This window comes from Alteromonas sp. ABH4_452, assembly GCF_056311825.1.
Genome location: NZ_CM149973.1, coordinates 4287251 through 4303152 on the forward strand (window position 1 = coordinate 4287251; position 15902 = coordinate 4303152).

The following is a 15902-nucleotide window of genomic DNA, read 5'->3' on the forward strand; positions in this document are numbered from 1 at the left end:
TTTTTATATAGTTTTTTTGTTATATTTTTGTGTACTTATCGGGGGATGCGCAGGAAGAAGTGCTCCTGCCCCCGTTGTCTTATTAAATAGTCAAGTTTCAGATGGAAGCGAAGAGTACACAAAAAAAACCTATAAAGTACAACGAGGCGATACACTTTACGCAGTAGCTTGGTACACCGGAAACGACTATCGCGATTTAGCAAAATACAACCAGTTATCAGCCCCTTACACCATTTTTCCTGGTCAAATTTTAAAGGTTACACCACCCTCAAATGTAGCCGTAGCCCCCGTAAAACCTAAGGCGAAGACCAAACGGTCAACAACTCCGACCACCTCAAATGTAGACAAAAGTTTGGTTGACCGCCCATCGCCACCAGCGTATCGTGAAAGTGAAAAAGTTGTTAAGCCACAAAAAGTTACGACTGTCAAGAAGCCGTCACAAAGCGTCAAAGAACAAACGCCAACGAGCTTCCCAGGCAAAGTACAAAAGTGGGTTTGGCCTGCAGAAGGTAAGTTAGTTGGTACCTTCAGTAAGTCAGAGTCAGGCAATAAAGGAATTGATATCGCTGGTGCCAAAGGCAGTAAAGTCGTCGCAGCAGCAGATGGAAAAGTTGTTTACTCAGGGAGTGCCTTAAGAGGTTACGGTAAGTTAGTTATTATCAAACACACCGATACTTTCTTAAGTGCTTACGCCTATAACGACACTATTTTAGTTAAAGAACGAGAATGGGTGTCAGCGGGCCAGCAGATTGCAACCATGGGTGATAGCGGAACAAATTCGGTAAAACTTCACTTTGAAGTTAGGTATAGAGGGAAATCATTAGACCCGATGAAATACCTGCCAGTATTAAAATAATAAAAATAAATAACAATAAAAAAAGACAAAGGAGAAACGTCATAAGGTAAACCTTGTAGCAGGAGATTCATGATGGGTAAGTCAAATAAAGCCTTGGAATCAAAACCGCAAGATGACTTAGATGTCATCGATATGCCAGCTGATATGAAAGCTGACGAAACCTTAACAAACGACGCTGAACTAGAAAATGACGATGCCATTTTCAGTCAGGATGACCAACCTAAAAACCTAGATGCTACACAGCTTTATCTAGGCGAGATTGGTTTTTCACCACTGCTAACCGCAGAAGAAGAAGTTTATTTTGCGCGCCGCTCACTGAAAGGCTGCGAAGCCTCTCGCAAACGTATGATTGTTAGCAACCTTCGCCTTGTTGTAAAGATTGCTCGCCGTTATAACAACCGTGGATTAGCACTTCTCGATTTAATTGAAGAAGGTAACTTGGGTCTAATCCGTGCCGTAGAAAAGTTTGATCCTGAACGCGGATTCCGCTTTTCAACGTATGCAACCTGGTGGATTCGCCAAACTATCGAACGCGCTATTATGAATCAAACGCGTACTATTCGTTTGCCAATCCACGTAGTGAAAGAGCTAAACGTTTATCTACGTGCCTCTCGTGAACTTTCACAAAAGCTTGACCATGAGCCAACTGCAGAAGAAATTGCGGCGGCGCTTGATAAGCCAGTGGAAGATGTAACAAAGATGCTTCGTTTAAATGAACGCATTACCTCTGTCGATACACCTATTGGCGGAGAAAATGACAAAGCACTGCTTGATATTATTGCTGATGAGAAAGAGTTTAGTCCTGAAGAGAGCTTACAAGACTCTGATATCAAGAGTAATATCGTAACTTGGCTTGAAGAGCTAAATCCTAAGCAGCGCGAGGTACTCGCTCGCCGTTTTGGCCTTATGGGATATGAGCCTTCAACCCTTGAAGATGTAGGTGCAGAAATTGGCTTAACACGTGAGCGTGTTCGTCAAATTCAAGTAGAAGCACTTCGCCGTCTTCGCGATATGCTGGGTCATCAAGGCCTTTCATTAGAGAACTTGTTCGACCAAATGAAGTAGCTACTACTCATATTGCAGAGTAATGCTAAAATGCCAGTGTTGTGACGCTCTTAAACGAGCGTTTCAACACTGGCATTTTTTTATTTTAAATTCAAAGTAACCTAGCAAGCTTCTTCTCGTTCTGGCTATATTAGTTCCTTTCAAGCGTCACAAAAGTATAATCATGCGCATTCTTTTCATCGGCGCTATGTGCTTCTCGCGATACTTCAGTCCAACTTGCTGCTGCCTCATAATCTGGAAACTGGGTATCTCCCTCTATTGAAAGATCAATATACGTAAGGTACAGGATATCCGCTCTATCTAAAAATGACTGGTAGATAGTACCGCCACCAATAATCATTACCTCGTCATTCTCTCCACTATCGTTACTTAGCGCTTTTGCGACCTCAAATGCTGCTTCCGGCGAGTCGACCACGGTAGCGTCAGATAAGCTGTAGTCAGCATTAGTGGTAATGACGATATTTGGCCTACCAGGAAGTGCTTTGCCAATTGACTCGTAAGTTTTTCGCCCCATGATAACTGCCTTGCCTAAGGTGATAGCTTTAAAATGCTTCAAGTCAGCGGGTAAATGCCACGGCATATCATTGTCTGCACCGATAATTCTGTTTTTTGCCATAGCAGCAATCATCGCTATTTTCATTTTTTACACCTTCAGACTAAGTTCTAATTCTTCAAGGCAAAGTATATCAACATCAGATAGGAAATGCGCCAACACCTTAAAACAAACAATAACAATTATCATTTGCATGCATTATAAAAGTAATTTAGTGTAGAGTTAGGAGGTGGCTACCATGCTTATAAATTATTTATGCCCTAAACATGCAGACTGGGTTTACAACAATCCAGAGCAAGCGCTACACGTAATGGCACGGGACGAAATGCAGGGCACTATGCTTATGCAAAGTGGCCAGTTAAGTGAAGCGATTCCCTATCTTGGTTGTGCATTTGATATCGCCGTCATACTGCTTGAAGTTGATGGTGGCGAAAACAGCGCTATGACGACTAAAATTATGAGTTTGACCAGTTTACTTGAAGATATTTATTTTCATTTGAGACTTACCCATCACAGAAATGCCATAGTAGACAGAGCCCACACAGTAATAGAAGCTTCTAACAATATTGCAAACAACGTAATACCGCTGCGATTTGCGGTGTAGAAATGGTGTTCACCTTACAAAAAAGCTCGCACTTTGCTTTGGCAAATGTACGAGCTTAATGTTTTGTGAGTTGATTGCTAGTGACTGTTTAAATCACTAACTCACAGAAGCTATCTTCGACCAGTGCTTCTGAATGGCTGTTAGTCAGCGACTGTTTCTCAACGACTGTTTCTCAGCGATTGTTTCTCAACGACGATACTCAACTTCCACGTCGTAGTCGTCTTCGTCCCAGTCGTCGTCATCGAGATCGTCACCTAAACCATCTTCGAATTCATCATGGGCTTCAAGTGTATTTTTGTGGTAAGTGTCCCACTTGAATTCTACTTCTTTCTTCTCTTCTTCCTCTTCTATTTCTGCAGGAAGAGTTTCAATGAAGTCCATAACATCGTTACAGAGTGGATCGAGGTTCATCTTTTGAAACGCAGAGATTTGATAAACTGGGCCTTCCCACTCTAACGCATCAATAACGTGCTGGCAGCGCTCTTCTGCTTCTTCTTCAAGCAGCAAATCAACTTTGTTAAATACTAACCAACGTGGCTTTTCAGCCAATTTAGGGCTGTATTTTTCAAGTTCTTCTATAATTGCTTTAGCATTTTCGGCCGGATCAGTTTCATCTACAGGGAAAATATCTACCACATGAAGCAAGATACGACAGCGTTCTAAGTGTTTTAAGAAACGAATACCCAGGCCCGCCCCATCGGCAGCACCTTCAATCAAACCAGGAATATCAGCAACAACGAAGCTACGCTGTGAATCTTGGCGAACAACACCTAGGTTAGGCACTAGCGTAGTAAACGGGTAGTCAGCCACTTTAGGCTTAGCCGCCGATACAGAGCGAATAAAGGTTGATTTACCCGCGTTAGGCATACCAAGTAGGCCCACATCTGCTAGAAGCATAAGCTCTAGCTTAAGATTGCGAATTTCACCTGGTGTACCATTGGTTTTTTGACGTGGTGCGCGGTTAGTACTGCTTTTAAAGCGAGCATTACCTAAACCGTGAAAACCGCCTTGTGCCACTTTAAGCTTTTGACCATGACGAGTTAAGTCACCCAATACTTCACCAGTATCGCTATCAGTAGCACGCGTGCCAACAGGCACCATTACGGTGAGGTCTTTACCTTTCTTACCGATACAGTTGCCGCCTTGACCATTTTGGCCACGCTCAGCGCGATGAAAACGCTCGAAGCGATAATCGATCAATGTATTTAGGTTTTCATCGGCTTGTAAGAATACACTGCCGCCGTCACCACCGTCGCCGCCGTCTGGGCCACCTTTAGGTACGTATTTTTCCCTTCTAAAGCCAATGGTACCGTTGCCGCCGTCACCGGCTTCAACGCGAATTTCAGCTTCATCTACAAATTTCATTTATCACTCCGGGCTGTAATGCCGTGGGTTGTTAACTTTTTAATGCGAATACTAAGTTTACACCAAATTACCCATTGGCGCTTTTGTGCCTGCTCAGCATCCTAAAAAACGAGAAGTAAAACCTTGCCTAGCGTAAATTCGTTCTAGAATTTACACGCTATAAATAAGAACAGTAAAAAAAAGAAAGGTTTCACAAAACAAAAAACCCCGCTTGCGCGGGGTTTTTCTAAGCCTGTTCGGCGAGAAGCTTTCGCGCTTACTCAGCTACGATGCTTACAAATTTACGGTTCTTCGGTCCTTTAACGTCGAACTGAACTTTACCGTCTTTTAGTGCAAACAACGTGTGGTCTTTACCGATACCCATGTTGTCACCAGCGTGGAAACGAGTACCACGTTGACGAACAATGATGTTACCAGCAAGAACAGATTCGCCACCAAAGCGCTTAACACCTAGGCGTTTACTCTCTGAATCACGACCGTTTTTGGTACTACCACCAGCTTTTTTGTGTGCCATGTGTTCGTGCTCCTATTATGCGTTGATACCAGTGATTTTCACTTCTGTGAACCACTGACGGTGACCCGCTTGCTTACGAGAGTGCTTACGACGACGGAACTTAACGATTTTTACTTTATCGCCACGACCGTGTGTAACAACCTCAGCAGTCACCTTACCACCAGCAACGATTGGTGTGCCGATTTTTACGTCGTCACCGTTGCTTACCATTAAAACTTTGTCAAATTCAACCGTTTCGCCTGGGGCTACTTCGATTTTTTCAAGACGAACGGTTTGGCCTTCGGCCACACGGTGTTGTTTACCGCCACTTTGGAAAACCGCGTACATAGTTAACTCCGCTCTGCGTCCACTGACGCTTCAATTCAAAAAACAGGGCGCGAATTGTACGTGAAACATCCGTAAATCACAACCCCGATTCGCAGAAAAATAGATTATTTTTCCAACATGGGGCGAATTATGCCCCAATTGCTTATTTGATGCAGCTTCAAATGCTATGAAACTATTAAAATTTCAAAAATAATTTCGAGAAATCAGCAGAAAAGTAGGATCGCTAACTATGAAAACCTGGTCAATTTCTCAAAAATGTTGGCGAAAAGTGCGGGCAAAGTTAAGGCGATCTCATAAAGTCCATTTGCGATCGCCCAAATGAGAGATCCCAACTAGTTAGGAAAGATCGGAAAAAGGGTAAAGGGGTAAAGGGGTAAAAGGTCGTTTCTCACTAGATAAATTGTGCCCCTACTTGCTTTCTAGCCGTAGTACTACTTTTTGCAGTTTTATTTTCCGATTGTCTATTGGATCGCAAGTTTAGATCGTTTCCTCGCCCTCTTGGTTTGATACAGGATCCATGAATTTACGTAACTGATCATCCGGTTTAATTGCTCGGCTAAGTAGCTCGCTCTAGTCGCCAGTGGAGCGTATTACTATCCAACATAAAATATCGAAAAATTGCCCTTTGAAAGGAAAAACAATTAAGAGTGCCTATAATTATAAGAAATTGTATACGGAAGTATTAATGGGCAAAGCTCAGTTAAGCGAATAACGCAAATTAATCACTATTGAGAAAACAATATTTCAAAGAGTTGAGAAACTCTGATGAAAAATGCTTTTCCTCAATTTCTAAAATGAGTTTAAGCGTAATTAAGAAATTACACGTAAATACGTTAAGCCGTCATTTTTTAAGACAATTTGGTGGATAGTACAAATGATTAAGGTACAATCGCCAGCAACCATTGCCCAAGACGTAAGAGTAAGTATTTATTGCCATGCCTATGGATATAGATCAAATCCGCGCCCTGTCTAATGATGATATGCAGGCGGTAAACCAGCTGATTCAACAACAAGTCGATTCTGATGTTGCCCTTATTAATCAGCTTGGCTTTTATATTGTAAACAGTGGCGGCAAACGCTTACGCCCCCTACTTACCGTGTTAAGTGCGCGAGCAATGGGCATAAGTAATAACGACCATCACACCCTGGCAGCAATTGTAGAATTTATTCATACCGCTACCCTGCTACACGACGATGTGGTTGACGAGTCGACCATGCGCAGAGGGCGTGAGACTGCAAATGCTATCTTTGGTAATCAGGCGTCGGTTTTGGTAGGCGACTTTCTTTATACTCGCTCTTTCCAAATGATGGTAAGCCTAAAGCGCATGCGCGTTATGGAAATACTGTCGGAAGCCACAAACCAAATTGCAGAAGGCGAAGTGTTGCAGTTGATGAATTGTAACGATGCTAGCACTACAGAAGCCCGCTACTTTGATGTTATCTACGGCAAAACGGCACGTTTGTTTGAAGCTGCTACACAGTTAGCGGCTGTGCTAACCGACCAAAATGAGCACATTGAACACGCCATGCAAGAATACGGTAAGCACTTAGGTACTGCCTTTCAGCTAGCTGATGATATTCTTGACTACATGGCTGACAGCGAAGAAATGGGTAAAAATGCCGGTGACGACTTAGCTGAGGGTAAACCTACCCTGCCATTATTATATGCCATGTGGCACGCTAAGAATGACGACGACAAAGCACTCATTCAAGAAGCCATTGAGCAAAGCAATGGCCTACCACATTTAACCCGTATCCAAGGGATTATGGAAGAAACCGGCGCTTTGGACTACACACGTGAATGTGCACAAAAAGAAGTGCAAATGGCCATTGATAGCCTAAACGCTATAGAAGACTCTGAATACAAAGAAGCTCTTATTGCTTTGGCACATATTTCAATTGAGCGTACGAGCTAATTACCGATAAATAACCAATTCTCGATAAGTGATATGAGTCGGCGTGTTGTAAGCAGCACGCCTTTTTTGTTAGTAAAGCCAGAATATTATACGCCACGTAGGCTTTTGAACTTATTGATGCGCTAAGCACTTCCCCAACTCTTGCAAGCAGGTAAAGAAATATACGTTTTCTGCTTTAACCAAGCATTTGTGCTGCGTTCGGGCTTAGCGCATTTTTACAAGCTAGCCTTCTAGCATAAAGCCGATCAGGCCTACTAAGAAACCAAGAATACCGCCAAGGGGTGGCAACCAATGGTTTTCCATACGAATTTGCGGAGCAATATCTTGGAACACTGAATAAAGAATACCACCTGCAGCAAACAGCATAATCCCACTCATAACCACTGGGAATTGGGCTAAATAGTAAAAGCCGAGCAAACTGAACAAGGGGCCAAGTAGCGCCATCAAAACAAAGATAACAATGAGTTTATTGCTACGCTGTTTGTTTTTGGGCAACATCTCTCTGTAGGCGTTAAACCCTTCTGGTAGGTTTTGTACCGCAATCAATAGGCCCAATAGCATGGTACCTCCGCCTAAAGCTGCCGTGGTACCAAGGGCGATAGACTCTGGCACAAAGTCACTCAGCATAGCGGCTAACTGGCTACCTGCGGTTTTCTTTTTCGCTAAATAAATATCAAGGGCCATAAAAGCTAAGGCGCCACCAATAAAACACAATATGGCAGCAAATACCGATACGTCTTTTATCCCTTCTGGCACAAGCACAAGACCTACCGCCGAAATAAGCGCCCCTGCCCCAAGTGCTAAAATGCCGTGACGTAACTCTTTTTCTAACCACTTAGGTTGAATACCTTGGTACGTTGCTAAAATAGCGCCCGCGGGCATGGCAAGGCCAGCTACCGTTGCCATTACCAATAAACCTACAATATCGCCTTGTGACATAAAGACTCCTTTCTCGCTTTTGTCAGTACATGTTTATTTATTAATTACTTCACACAGCACCATTGGTTTACAAGTAATTCCAAACCGCATAGATAATTGCCCACTCAGAAGGCGCTCGCAAGCTTCATAGCGAAGCGTGGGAATGCAGGAATGGCTGTTCCCTTTCAGATTGCCAGAATAATTTAAATTTCAGAGCCTTTTTCTAAACGCGTAACAAAAAAGAGCAGCCTAAGGCTGCTCTTTGCATTCATGATGATGGGTTGTGTTAGCTATTAGCTATGCTCAAAAAAGCCCGATTAATTTAAATCTAAATCTCGAGTCATATTCTCGTTCTTATCGCGATGCACAATAATATTGTCTTCAATACGAATACCGCCAAACGGCTTGTATGCATCAATTGTATCCCAGTTAATGTATTTAGACGCAGGCGTCGCTTTTAGGTCTCGAAGCAAGCTTTCGATGAAGTACAAGCCAGGTTCAATAGTGAAAACCTGACGGGCTTCAACCATACGCGTACAGCGCAAGAATGGATGATCGTCAGGAGCAGGCTTAGGCGTACCGCGATCGTCGTTTACAAGACCACCAACATCGTGCACCTGAAGGCCTAAGAAGTGACCAATGCCGTGTGGGAAGAACGTGCGCGTAATCCCCATTTCTACGATTTCTGGCGGCGTTAAATTCACCATGCCGGTATCGTGAAGAATTTGTGCAATGCCGTCATGGGCTAGCAAGTGAATGTCTGTGTAAGCTACGCCAGGTTTCAACGAATCGACCAAGGTCAGCGTTACCTTATCTACCGCCTGAATAAGGTCGCGGAACATTGCTGAGTTCTGAACACCGTCTTGAGCATAAGTACGCGTAATATCTGCCGCATAGCCATGATAATTCGCACCTGCATCAATCAGAAAAGAACGTGATTCTTTTGGCGCTACTGTATCGCACTGCATATAGTGAAGAATTGAAGCATGCTCGTTAAGTGCCACAATACTGGTGTAAGGCACATCGTTATCGCCTTGTCGGCTTGCCGTTGCATAAGCAAGGTTAATATCAAACTCGCTTTTTCCTTCACGGAAGGCTTGCGCAGCCGCTTTATGCCCTGCTACCGCTAACTTGTTAGCTTCGCGCATACAATCTAGCTCGTAATCGGTTTTATAAGCACGTTGATAGTGCAAATAATGTAACACGCGGTCTGGGTTTACGTTATCAAAGCCCAGCGCTTTGGCCACCTCAATGTATTCGCCTACATAAGCCAAACGGCTTTTGTCATAAGGCAGGAATTTCTCTACTGCATCGGCCTGTTGAAGCAATTTAATGTCGAAGCTGTCAGTCCAGAAATCATTTGGCTCTGGCGGCACCTTATGCCAGAAGTCTTCGGGACGATAGAAAATAAGCGTAGGCTTGTCTACACCGTTCACCACCAGCCAACAGTTAGGGTTATCAATAACTGGCACCCATGCTTTGAACTGCGGGTTTACCTTGAATGGGTAGTGATTATCGTCTAAGAAAAGGCGCTTGCCCTGCCCCGAGTGAATCACTAGTCCGTCAAGTCCTTCTCGCTGTAATGCTTCGCGAGTACGAGCCTGAAGCTCTTCGATATGCTGTTGGTAGGTTGCTTGATGTTGCGACATAGCCCCTCTTATCTTTTTAGTCGTTAGATGGAACACATTAGCCACTAGTGTATCACGAGGCCAACATGACGTGCATGCTGACCCCGACCATTGCGCTGTGGTTTACGGTAAGTCGCTAGAGCTCGCCGCCGCACAAGGTAAACCCTGTGTACCTGGGTACGCCCCCCTTACATCGCTATCGTGGCGCTAGTTGCAGTGTGCCTGTTACCGGATGTGTACTGACCGCATCAGCCGATGGGATCATATCTTGGGTAAGTTGAGGGAAGATATTCTCGTTTCCACCTAACTGGTGGTCGTAGATATGCTGGTACGCCATTACCGCTTTTACGTAGGCGCGAGTTTCTTTATAAGGGATATTCTCAATCCAGATATCGACCGGAAGCGCTTCATCAGCAGGCAGCCATTCCAACACTTTACGCCATCCCGCGTTGTAAGAGGCAGAAACAAGCACCGGGTTATTATTGAGCTTGTCCATTAAGTAACGAAGGTACTGCACACCATAATCAACGTTGTCATCGACTTTAAACAGCTTGTTTCTACTTACTTTCTCTTTTGCCACGTAACGCGCTGTTCCTGGCATTAGCTGCATTAAACCTGCCGCTCCAACAGGCGAGATAGCGTCACTTCTAAACGAGCTTTCGCGACGTGCAATAGCCATAGCCAGTGACTTCGAAATGCTATAGGCCTGCGATTTTTCGCTAAATACATCGCTAAACGCTAGTGGGAACCGGCGCTCAACATCGTCCCAATAGCCGCTTCTTGCGAAGCTGGTAATTGCTTGGTCGTATAAACCCCACTCGTACGCCAAAATGCCCGCATCGGTTACTTTTGATTTGGGTAAATGTGACAGTAAATAGAACCACTCACGGCGCGCTTCTGTGGTTCTGTCTAACCTGAAAAATTCTACAGCGCGCATGGTAGCGGGTGTTTTCGCTACACTGGCTATAGCTGCCGTGTCTCTTGGCGCTGGCGTATGCGCAAGCGATGGAATTTCGCCTACATGTGCACTGGCCATAAAGCCATAATAATGTCGCTCTTGCGCAAGTTCTTTGTACAACACTGTAGCCTGCATAGTTTGACCAAGCGCTTCTAAGGCACGAGCTTTCCAGTAACGGAAATTTTCTTCTTGCTGCAGGTTAACCGGGGCGTTATCAATAACATCAATCACCTCCTGCCATTTCTTCATGCGCAACAAATAGGAAACATGCCATAGCTTTACATCATCACTGGCGCCGTTAACATCAGCTAGCTCTAGCCACTGATGGGCTTGGGGAAGGCGGTCTAGTGTGTAGCTAAGCGCTATTGCTCTTCGCATAACGTGTTGCTGGGCTTTGGAAAACACGTTCTTATCGTTGTAGCGGTTAAATACCTTGCCTGCTAAATCAGGGTTTCGCCAGGCTAGTTTTTCTATTGCCCACACTATTACCTCAGCTTCATGCGAAGTATTTTTAAATGGGAAAAGCGCGGTTTTATTAACGCGGCTGGTGTCGCGGGTTACCGATAACCATGCGTCTGCAATGTATTGCTTATCGCTGGGAAGTTGGCGTTTTAGGTAAGAGATAATACTTCGGTTGTCTTCTTTTGCCGCAATTTCAATGCGTTTTATCACCATGTCTGGCGTCATCATGCCTGCTTTTTTCCACTTCGCAAAAAGCGGATCGCATTCGTCAGGCTGGGACTGACCATGAAGCCAAAGCGCATCCACTTCATGGAGAATATCTTGTTCGCTTTCACCTTCTTTTAGACGGTAATTAAGCGCAACACAGGTAAGCCGCGCGCCCATACCGGGGCGATAATTTTCTAGAAAGGTGCTGCGGTAATCTTTTTTAGCTAAGTAGTTGAGCCACTTGTAGCGCACCCCGTAGCTTACTGGCTGACCGTTAAAGTCGTCCAAAAACTGACTAACTTCGCGCTTTGTTTTGATTGACATGGTGCGCTCTAGTTTAAGCCGTAGCAGATACGGATAAAGTGGATAATGCGCTAACTCATAAATGTCGTTATCAAGGTGTTGAAGGCGGTGTTTCGAGTAAGTAAGTAGCTTCTTTTCAACTTCTAAATAGCGGGCACGATCGCTTTCGAAAATATCATTGGGTAGCGTTAACGGCTGTGCAGCCCATGCGCTGATAAAGAAAACTGAAGAAAGCGAGCAAACTAGCGCCCCCACTAGCGTGGCGAGTAATTTATTGTTTTTTGTCAGCGAGCGCTGACCTAACCTCGAACTAAAATTAAAACCAGACACAATAGAACTCCTACCCTGCTCTACACTCGAACGCTTATGAGCGCTGGCAACTTTGCCTAATCGAGCTGATTGTAAAATGTTGCTGATAAAGCAGCATTACGACTGACCCACTACATTTGTTTTATAAACAAAGGGAAAATTTCAGTCTGGCTCCGTGCCAAAGAAGATGTTGTGCCAGCTGTCGTTAGCTATGCTTTACAAACATAGTTGACATGATTGTAGATTATTCTTTTGCTGGATTGGCGCTTTGGGCCAATAACGCTCATTATACAACCACCAATACCGAAATGAAGTGTGAATTCGATATTTAGACTTGAATTTAAGTCATCGGACCACTACCTTAGACAAATTGAAACGCTTGTTTGATTTTTTGTTGAAATTTTGTGTGGCTTTGTAAAGAATCTAGCCACCCTAACGCGTTAGTGAATGCATACGACCCTACAAATTAGTTGGATTACTTCACTAACATCCTGGCCAATGCCGAAGGAGATGATAATGATATACACAGGCAAAAGTCTTTCCGTCAGCCTGTTAGATGACGGCTTTGCTGAGCTGGTATTCGACGCCGAAGGTTCAGTAAACAAGTTCGACCGCCAAACCGTGAGCGAACTTGATGAAGCAACTCAAGTCCTACTTGCTAAAGGCGATGTAAAAGGCTTAGTAGTACGCAGTGCAAAACCTGCATTTATCGTAGGTGCTGATATCACTGAGTTCACTGGCCTTTTCGCTATGGACGATGCCGAAGTACTACAGTGGGTTGCCAATACGTCACAAGTATTCGACCGCTTCGAAGACCTACCTTTCCCTACCATTGCTGCAGTTAACGGCTTCGCGCTAGGTGGTGGCTGTGAGATGGCATTGGCGTGTGACATGCGTATTGCTGACACCACCGCTTCAATTGGTTTGCCAGAAGTTAAGCTAGGCCTTATGCCTGGTTTTGGTGGTACGGTTCGTCTACCTCGCCTTATTGGTGCAGACAATGCCCTTGAGTGGATGACCACTGGCCGCGACAGAAAAGGCGCGAAAGCCCTTGCTGAAGGTGCAGTTGATGCAGTTGTAGCACCAGAGGCGCTAGTTGAAGGCGCGCTTTCAATGGTGAAAGACGCCGCTGACGGTAAGTTTGATTGGCAAGCACGTCGTGCAGTTAAGAAAGCCCCGCTACAGTTAAACAAAAACGAAGCCATGATGAGTTTCTCTACTGCTCAAGCTATGGTATTTGCACAAGCTGGCAAACATTACCCAGCTCCTCACAAAATGGTTGAGACTGTTCAAAAAGCAGCGGGCCTAGACCGTGAAGGTGCACTTAAGCTTGAGAACGAAGGCTTTGTAGCCCTTGCGAAAACCGATGCAGCGAAAGCGCAAATTGGTATTTTCCTAGCCGACCAGCTAGTTAAAGGCAAAGGTAAAAAGCAGGCGAAAGCCGCCACTAAGCAGTCTAAGCTTAACGCTGTACTAGGTGCGGGCATCATGGGTGGCGGTATTGCATACCAAAGCGCTGTGAAAGGCACGCCGGTAATCATGAAAGACATTAATCAAGGTGCACTAGACCTTGGCCTTTCAGAAGCAGCGAAAATTCTTGGTAAAGGCATGCAGCGCGGTAAAGTTGACGCGACTAAAATGGCGCAAACACTTAACGCTATCACGCCTACCCTTGAGTACAGCACGCTTAAAGATGCAGACCTTGTTATTGAAGCGGTTGTAGAAAACCCGAAAGTAAAAGGTATTGTACTTAAGGAAGTAGAAGACAACGTAGCAGACGACGCTATCATCTGTTCAAACACTTCAACTATCTCTATTAACCAGCTAGCTGAAAGCCTAGACAAGCCAGAACGCTTCTGTGGTATGCACTTCTTTAACCCAGTGCACCGCATGCCGCTTGTTGAAATTATTCGTGGCGAAAAAACCTCTGAAGAAACCATCAATGCAGTAGTAGCCGCTACCCTTAAAATGGGTAAAACCCCGATTGTGGTTAACGACTGCCCAGGGTTCTTGGTAAACCGCGTATTGTTCCCATACTTTGCGGGCTTCAGTAAGCTACTTATCGACGGCGCTGACTTTGTTGCTGTTGATAAAGTAATGGAAAAAATCTTCGGCTGGCCTATGGGCCCAGCGTACCTAATGGACGTTGTAGGTATCGACACTGGCGATCACGCAGCAGACGTGATGGCTGCGGGTATTCCAGAGCGTATGGCTCGTTTAGACAACGACCCGGTAACCCTTTTCTATAAAGAAGAGCGTTTAGGTCAGAAGAACGGTAAAGGTTTCTACAACTACGGTGTCGATAAGCGCGGCAAGCCTAAGAAAACACCTGCTGAAGAAGCATACGCACTAATGGCGCCACACGTAGCAGAGAAGACAGACTTTGAAGCTGACGACATTATTGCACGCCTTATGATCCCTATGGCAAACGAAGCAATTCGCTGCCTGGAAGAAGGCATTGTAGATAGCGCAGCTGAAGCAGATATGGCGCTACTTTACGGCTTAGGTTTCCCTCCATTCCGCGGTGGTATTTTCCGTTGGATTGAAACCATTGGCTTGGCGAACTTTGTTGCTATGGCAGACAAGTACGCTGAACTTGGTCCAATTTATCAGATCTCAGACGGCGTTCGTGAAATGGCCGCTGCTGGTAAATCCTATTTCGCATAAGACCCGGAGGAAAAACTAATGAAAGAAGTGGTCGTAATCGATTGCGTACGCACCCCTATGGGTCGTTCAAAAAACGGTGTTTTCAGAAATGTGCGTGCAGAAGACCTATCTGCAGCACTAATGACCGCGCTACTAGAGCGTAACCCTGGCGTAAACCCAGCGGAAATTGAAGACATCATTTGGGGCTGTGTTCAGCAAACTAAAGAACAAGGCTTCAACGTTGCACGTAACGCGCAACTACTAACACAAATTCCACGCACAACTGGCGCGGTAACGGTTAACCGTTTATGTGGTTCATCAATGCAAGCCCTTCACGATGCAACAAGTGGCATCATGAGCGGCCGCGGTGATATTTACATGATTGGTGGTGTTGAGCACATGGGTCACGTACCGATGAACTACAACATCGACTTCCACCCAGGTCTTGCTAAGTACACGGCAAAAGCGTCGGGCATGATGGGTATGACCGCCGAGCTACTTGGCCGTCAAAACGGTATTACTCGTGAGCAACAAGACGCATTTGGCGCGCGTTCGCATCAGCTAGCGCACAAAGCACACCTTGAAGGCCGCTGGGCTAACGAGATTGTGCCTGTTGAAGGTCACGATGCAAACGGCGTATTAAAGCTTATTGACTACGATGAAGTAGTACGCCCAGAAAGCACAGCTGAGAGCATGGCCGCACTTCGCCCAGTGTTCGACCCAGTTAACGGAACCGTTACTGCGGGTACGTCTTCTGCGCTGTCTGACGGAGCATCTGGTATGCTGCTTATGTCGGCAGACCGTGCGAAAGAGCTTGGCCTAACGCCACGTGCGAAAATTCGCTCTATGGCAGTGGCTGGTTGTGATGCGGCAATTATGGGTTATGGCCCAGTTCCAGCAACACAGAAAGCTCTTAAGCGTGCTGGCCTTACTATGGACGATATTGAACTTGCTGAGTTCAACGAAGCGTTCGCGGCACAGGCACTATCTTGCATTAAGCAACTAGGTTGGATGGACCACCTAGATACTAAGATTAACCTTAACGGTGGTGCAATTGCACTTGGTCACCCACTAGGTTGCTCTGGTTCACGTATCTCGGGTACGCTTATCAACCTAATGGAATCACAAGATGTAAGCCTAGGCTTAGCGACTATGTGTATTGGTTTAGGCCAAGGTATTGCTACCGTATTTGAGCGTGTATAAGCGTTTTAGCTAGCGTTTAACAGCTAAATTTTGAAAAGGGCCTTCGGGCCCTTTTTTGTTGGTTTTAA

Annotated in this window: 13 protein-coding genes; 6 read left to right on the top strand and 7 right to left on the bottom strand. The window is 45.1% G+C overall.

All coding sequences use genetic code 11. From position 1 onward, the window contains the following. Window positions 1-16 precede the first annotated feature (16 nt). The gene (locus ACYX4N_RS18340; RefSeq protein ID WP_476055050.1) at window positions 17-856 is read left to right on the top strand and encodes a peptidoglycan DD-metalloendopeptidase family protein; all 840 of its coding nucleotides are present in this window, start codon (window positions 17-19) and stop codon (window positions 854-856) included. A gap of 72 nt (window positions 857-928) precedes the next feature. After that, window positions 929-1921 carry an RNA polymerase sigma factor RpoS gene (gene rpoS, locus ACYX4N_RS18345; RefSeq protein WP_118490355.1) on the top strand — a complete coding sequence of 331 codons (993 nt, stop codon included), beginning with the start codon at window positions 929-931 and terminating at the stop codon, window positions 1919-1921. Window positions 1922-2051: 130 nt separating this feature from the next. Here the strand turns inward: rpoS and folA are convergent, their stop codons facing one another. Then, window positions 2052-2549 (bottom strand): type 3 dihydrofolate reductase, encoded by a 498-nt coding sequence (gene folA / locus ACYX4N_RS18350; protein ID WP_476056472.1) that lies wholly within the window; start codon window positions 2547-2549, stop codon window positions 2052-2054. Window positions 2550-2712: 163 nt separating this feature from the next. On the opposite strand from folA, the gene ACYX4N_RS18355 reads away from it, so the two are divergent. After that, a complete protein-coding gene (locus ACYX4N_RS18355; RefSeq protein ID WP_476055051.1) occupies window positions 2713-3078 on the top strand; it encodes a hypothetical protein in 366 nt (121 codons plus the stop codon). Window positions 3079-3264: 186 nt separating this feature from the next. On the opposite strand, the gene cgtA is transcribed toward ACYX4N_RS18355, so the two are convergent. From cgtA to rplU, 3 genes are all read right to left on the bottom strand, one after another. Beyond that, window positions 3265-4443 carry an Obg family GTPase CgtA gene (cgtA, locus tag ACYX4N_RS18360; protein ID WP_476055052.1) on the bottom strand — a complete coding sequence of 393 codons (1179 nt, stop codon included), beginning with the start codon at window positions 4441-4443 and terminating at the stop codon, window positions 3265-3267. 256 nt (window positions 4444-4699) lie between these two features. Then, window positions 4700-4957: a 50S ribosomal protein L27 gene (rpmA, locus tag ACYX4N_RS18365; protein ID WP_012517170.1), complete on the bottom strand. Its 258-nt coding sequence runs from the start codon at window positions 4955-4957 to the stop codon at window positions 4700-4702. A gap of 15 nt (window positions 4958-4972) precedes the next feature. Further along, window positions 4973-5284 (bottom strand): 50S ribosomal protein L21, encoded by a 312-nt coding sequence (gene rplU / locus ACYX4N_RS18370; RefSeq protein WP_012517169.1) that lies wholly within the window; start codon window positions 5282-5284, stop codon window positions 4973-4975. A 941-nt stretch (window positions 5285-6225) separates the two neighbouring features. Here rplU and ispB point away from each other — a divergent pair. Continuing rightward, window positions 6226-7200, top strand: a complete 975-nt coding sequence (ispB, locus tag ACYX4N_RS18375; RefSeq protein ID WP_476055053.1) for an octaprenyl diphosphate synthase — start codon at window positions 6226-6228, stop codon at window positions 7198-7200. A 222-nt stretch (window positions 7201-7422) separates the two neighbouring features. Here the strand turns inward: ispB and ACYX4N_RS18380 are convergent, their stop codons facing one another. From ACYX4N_RS18380 to ACYX4N_RS18390, 3 genes are all read right to left on the bottom strand, one after another. Then, the gene (locus tag ACYX4N_RS18380) at window positions 7423-8139 is read right to left on the bottom strand and encodes a ZIP family metal transporter (RefSeq protein WP_476055054.1); all 717 of its coding nucleotides are present in this window, start codon (window positions 8137-8139) and stop codon (window positions 7423-7425) included. Window positions 8140-8435: 296 nt separating this feature from the next. Continuing rightward, window positions 8436-9767: a Xaa-Pro dipeptidase gene (gene pepQ / locus ACYX4N_RS18385; protein ID WP_476055055.1), complete on the bottom strand. Its 1332-nt coding sequence runs from the start codon at window positions 9765-9767 to the stop codon at window positions 8436-8438. 175 nt (window positions 9768-9942) lie between these two features. Further along, the gene (locus ACYX4N_RS18390) at window positions 9943-12006 is read right to left on the bottom strand and encodes a transglycosylase SLT domain-containing protein (RefSeq protein ID WP_476055056.1); all 2064 of its coding nucleotides are present in this window, start codon (window positions 12004-12006) and stop codon (window positions 9943-9945) included. Window positions 12007-12501: 495 nt separating this feature from the next. On the opposite strand from ACYX4N_RS18390, the gene fadB reads away from it, so the two are divergent. Both fadB and fadA read left to right on the top strand, forming a co-directional pair. Next, window positions 12502-14652: a fatty acid oxidation complex subunit alpha FadB gene (gene fadB, locus ACYX4N_RS18395; protein WP_476055057.1), complete on the top strand. Its 2151-nt coding sequence runs from the start codon at window positions 12502-12504 to the stop codon at window positions 14650-14652. 18 nt (window positions 14653-14670) lie between these two features. After that, complete coding sequence (gene fadA, locus ACYX4N_RS18400; RefSeq protein ID WP_014948145.1) at window positions 14671-15834, top strand: acetyl-CoA C-acyltransferase FadA; 1164 nt, start codon at window positions 14671-14673, stop codon at window positions 15832-15834. Window positions 15835-15902 lie beyond the last annotated feature (68 nt).

Coding starts and splice junctions, on each gene's coding strand:
- rpoS (WP_118490355.1), top strand. CDS start 929: ATGGGTAAGTCAAATAAAGCCTTGGAATCAAAACCGCAAGATGACTTA.
- folA (WP_476056472.1), bottom strand. CDS start 2,549: ATGATTGCTGCTATGGCAAAAAACAGAATTATCGGTGCAGACAATGAT.
- ACYX4N_RS18355 (WP_476055051.1), top strand. CDS start 2,713: ATGCTTATAAATTATTTATGCCCTAAACATGCAGACTGGGTTTACAAC.
- cgtA (WP_476055052.1), bottom strand. CDS start 4,443: ATGAAATTTGTAGATGAAGCTGAAATTCGCGTTGAAGCCGGTGACGGC.
- rpmA (WP_012517170.1), bottom strand. CDS start 4,957: ATGGCACACAAAAAAGCTGGTGGTAGTACCAAAAACGGTCGTGATTCA.
- rplU (WP_012517169.1), bottom strand. CDS start 5,284: ATGTACGCGGTTTTCCAAAGTGGCGGTAAACAACACCGTGTGGCCGAA.
- ispB (WP_476055053.1), top strand. CDS start 6,226: ATGGATATAGATCAAATCCGCGCCCTGTCTAATGATGATATGCAGGCG.
- ACYX4N_RS18380 (WP_476055054.1), bottom strand. CDS start 8,139: ATGTCACAAGGCGATATTGTAGGTTTATTGGTAATGGCAACGGTAGCT.
- pepQ (WP_476055055.1), bottom strand. CDS start 9,767: ATGTCGCAACATCAAGCAACCTACCAACAGCATATCGAAGAGCTTCAG.
- fadB (WP_476055057.1), top strand. CDS start 12,502: ATGATATACACAGGCAAAAGTCTTTCCGTCAGCCTGTTAGATGACGGC.
- fadA (WP_014948145.1), top strand. CDS start 14,671: ATGAAAGAAGTGGTCGTAATCGATTGCGTACGCACCCCTATGGGTCGT.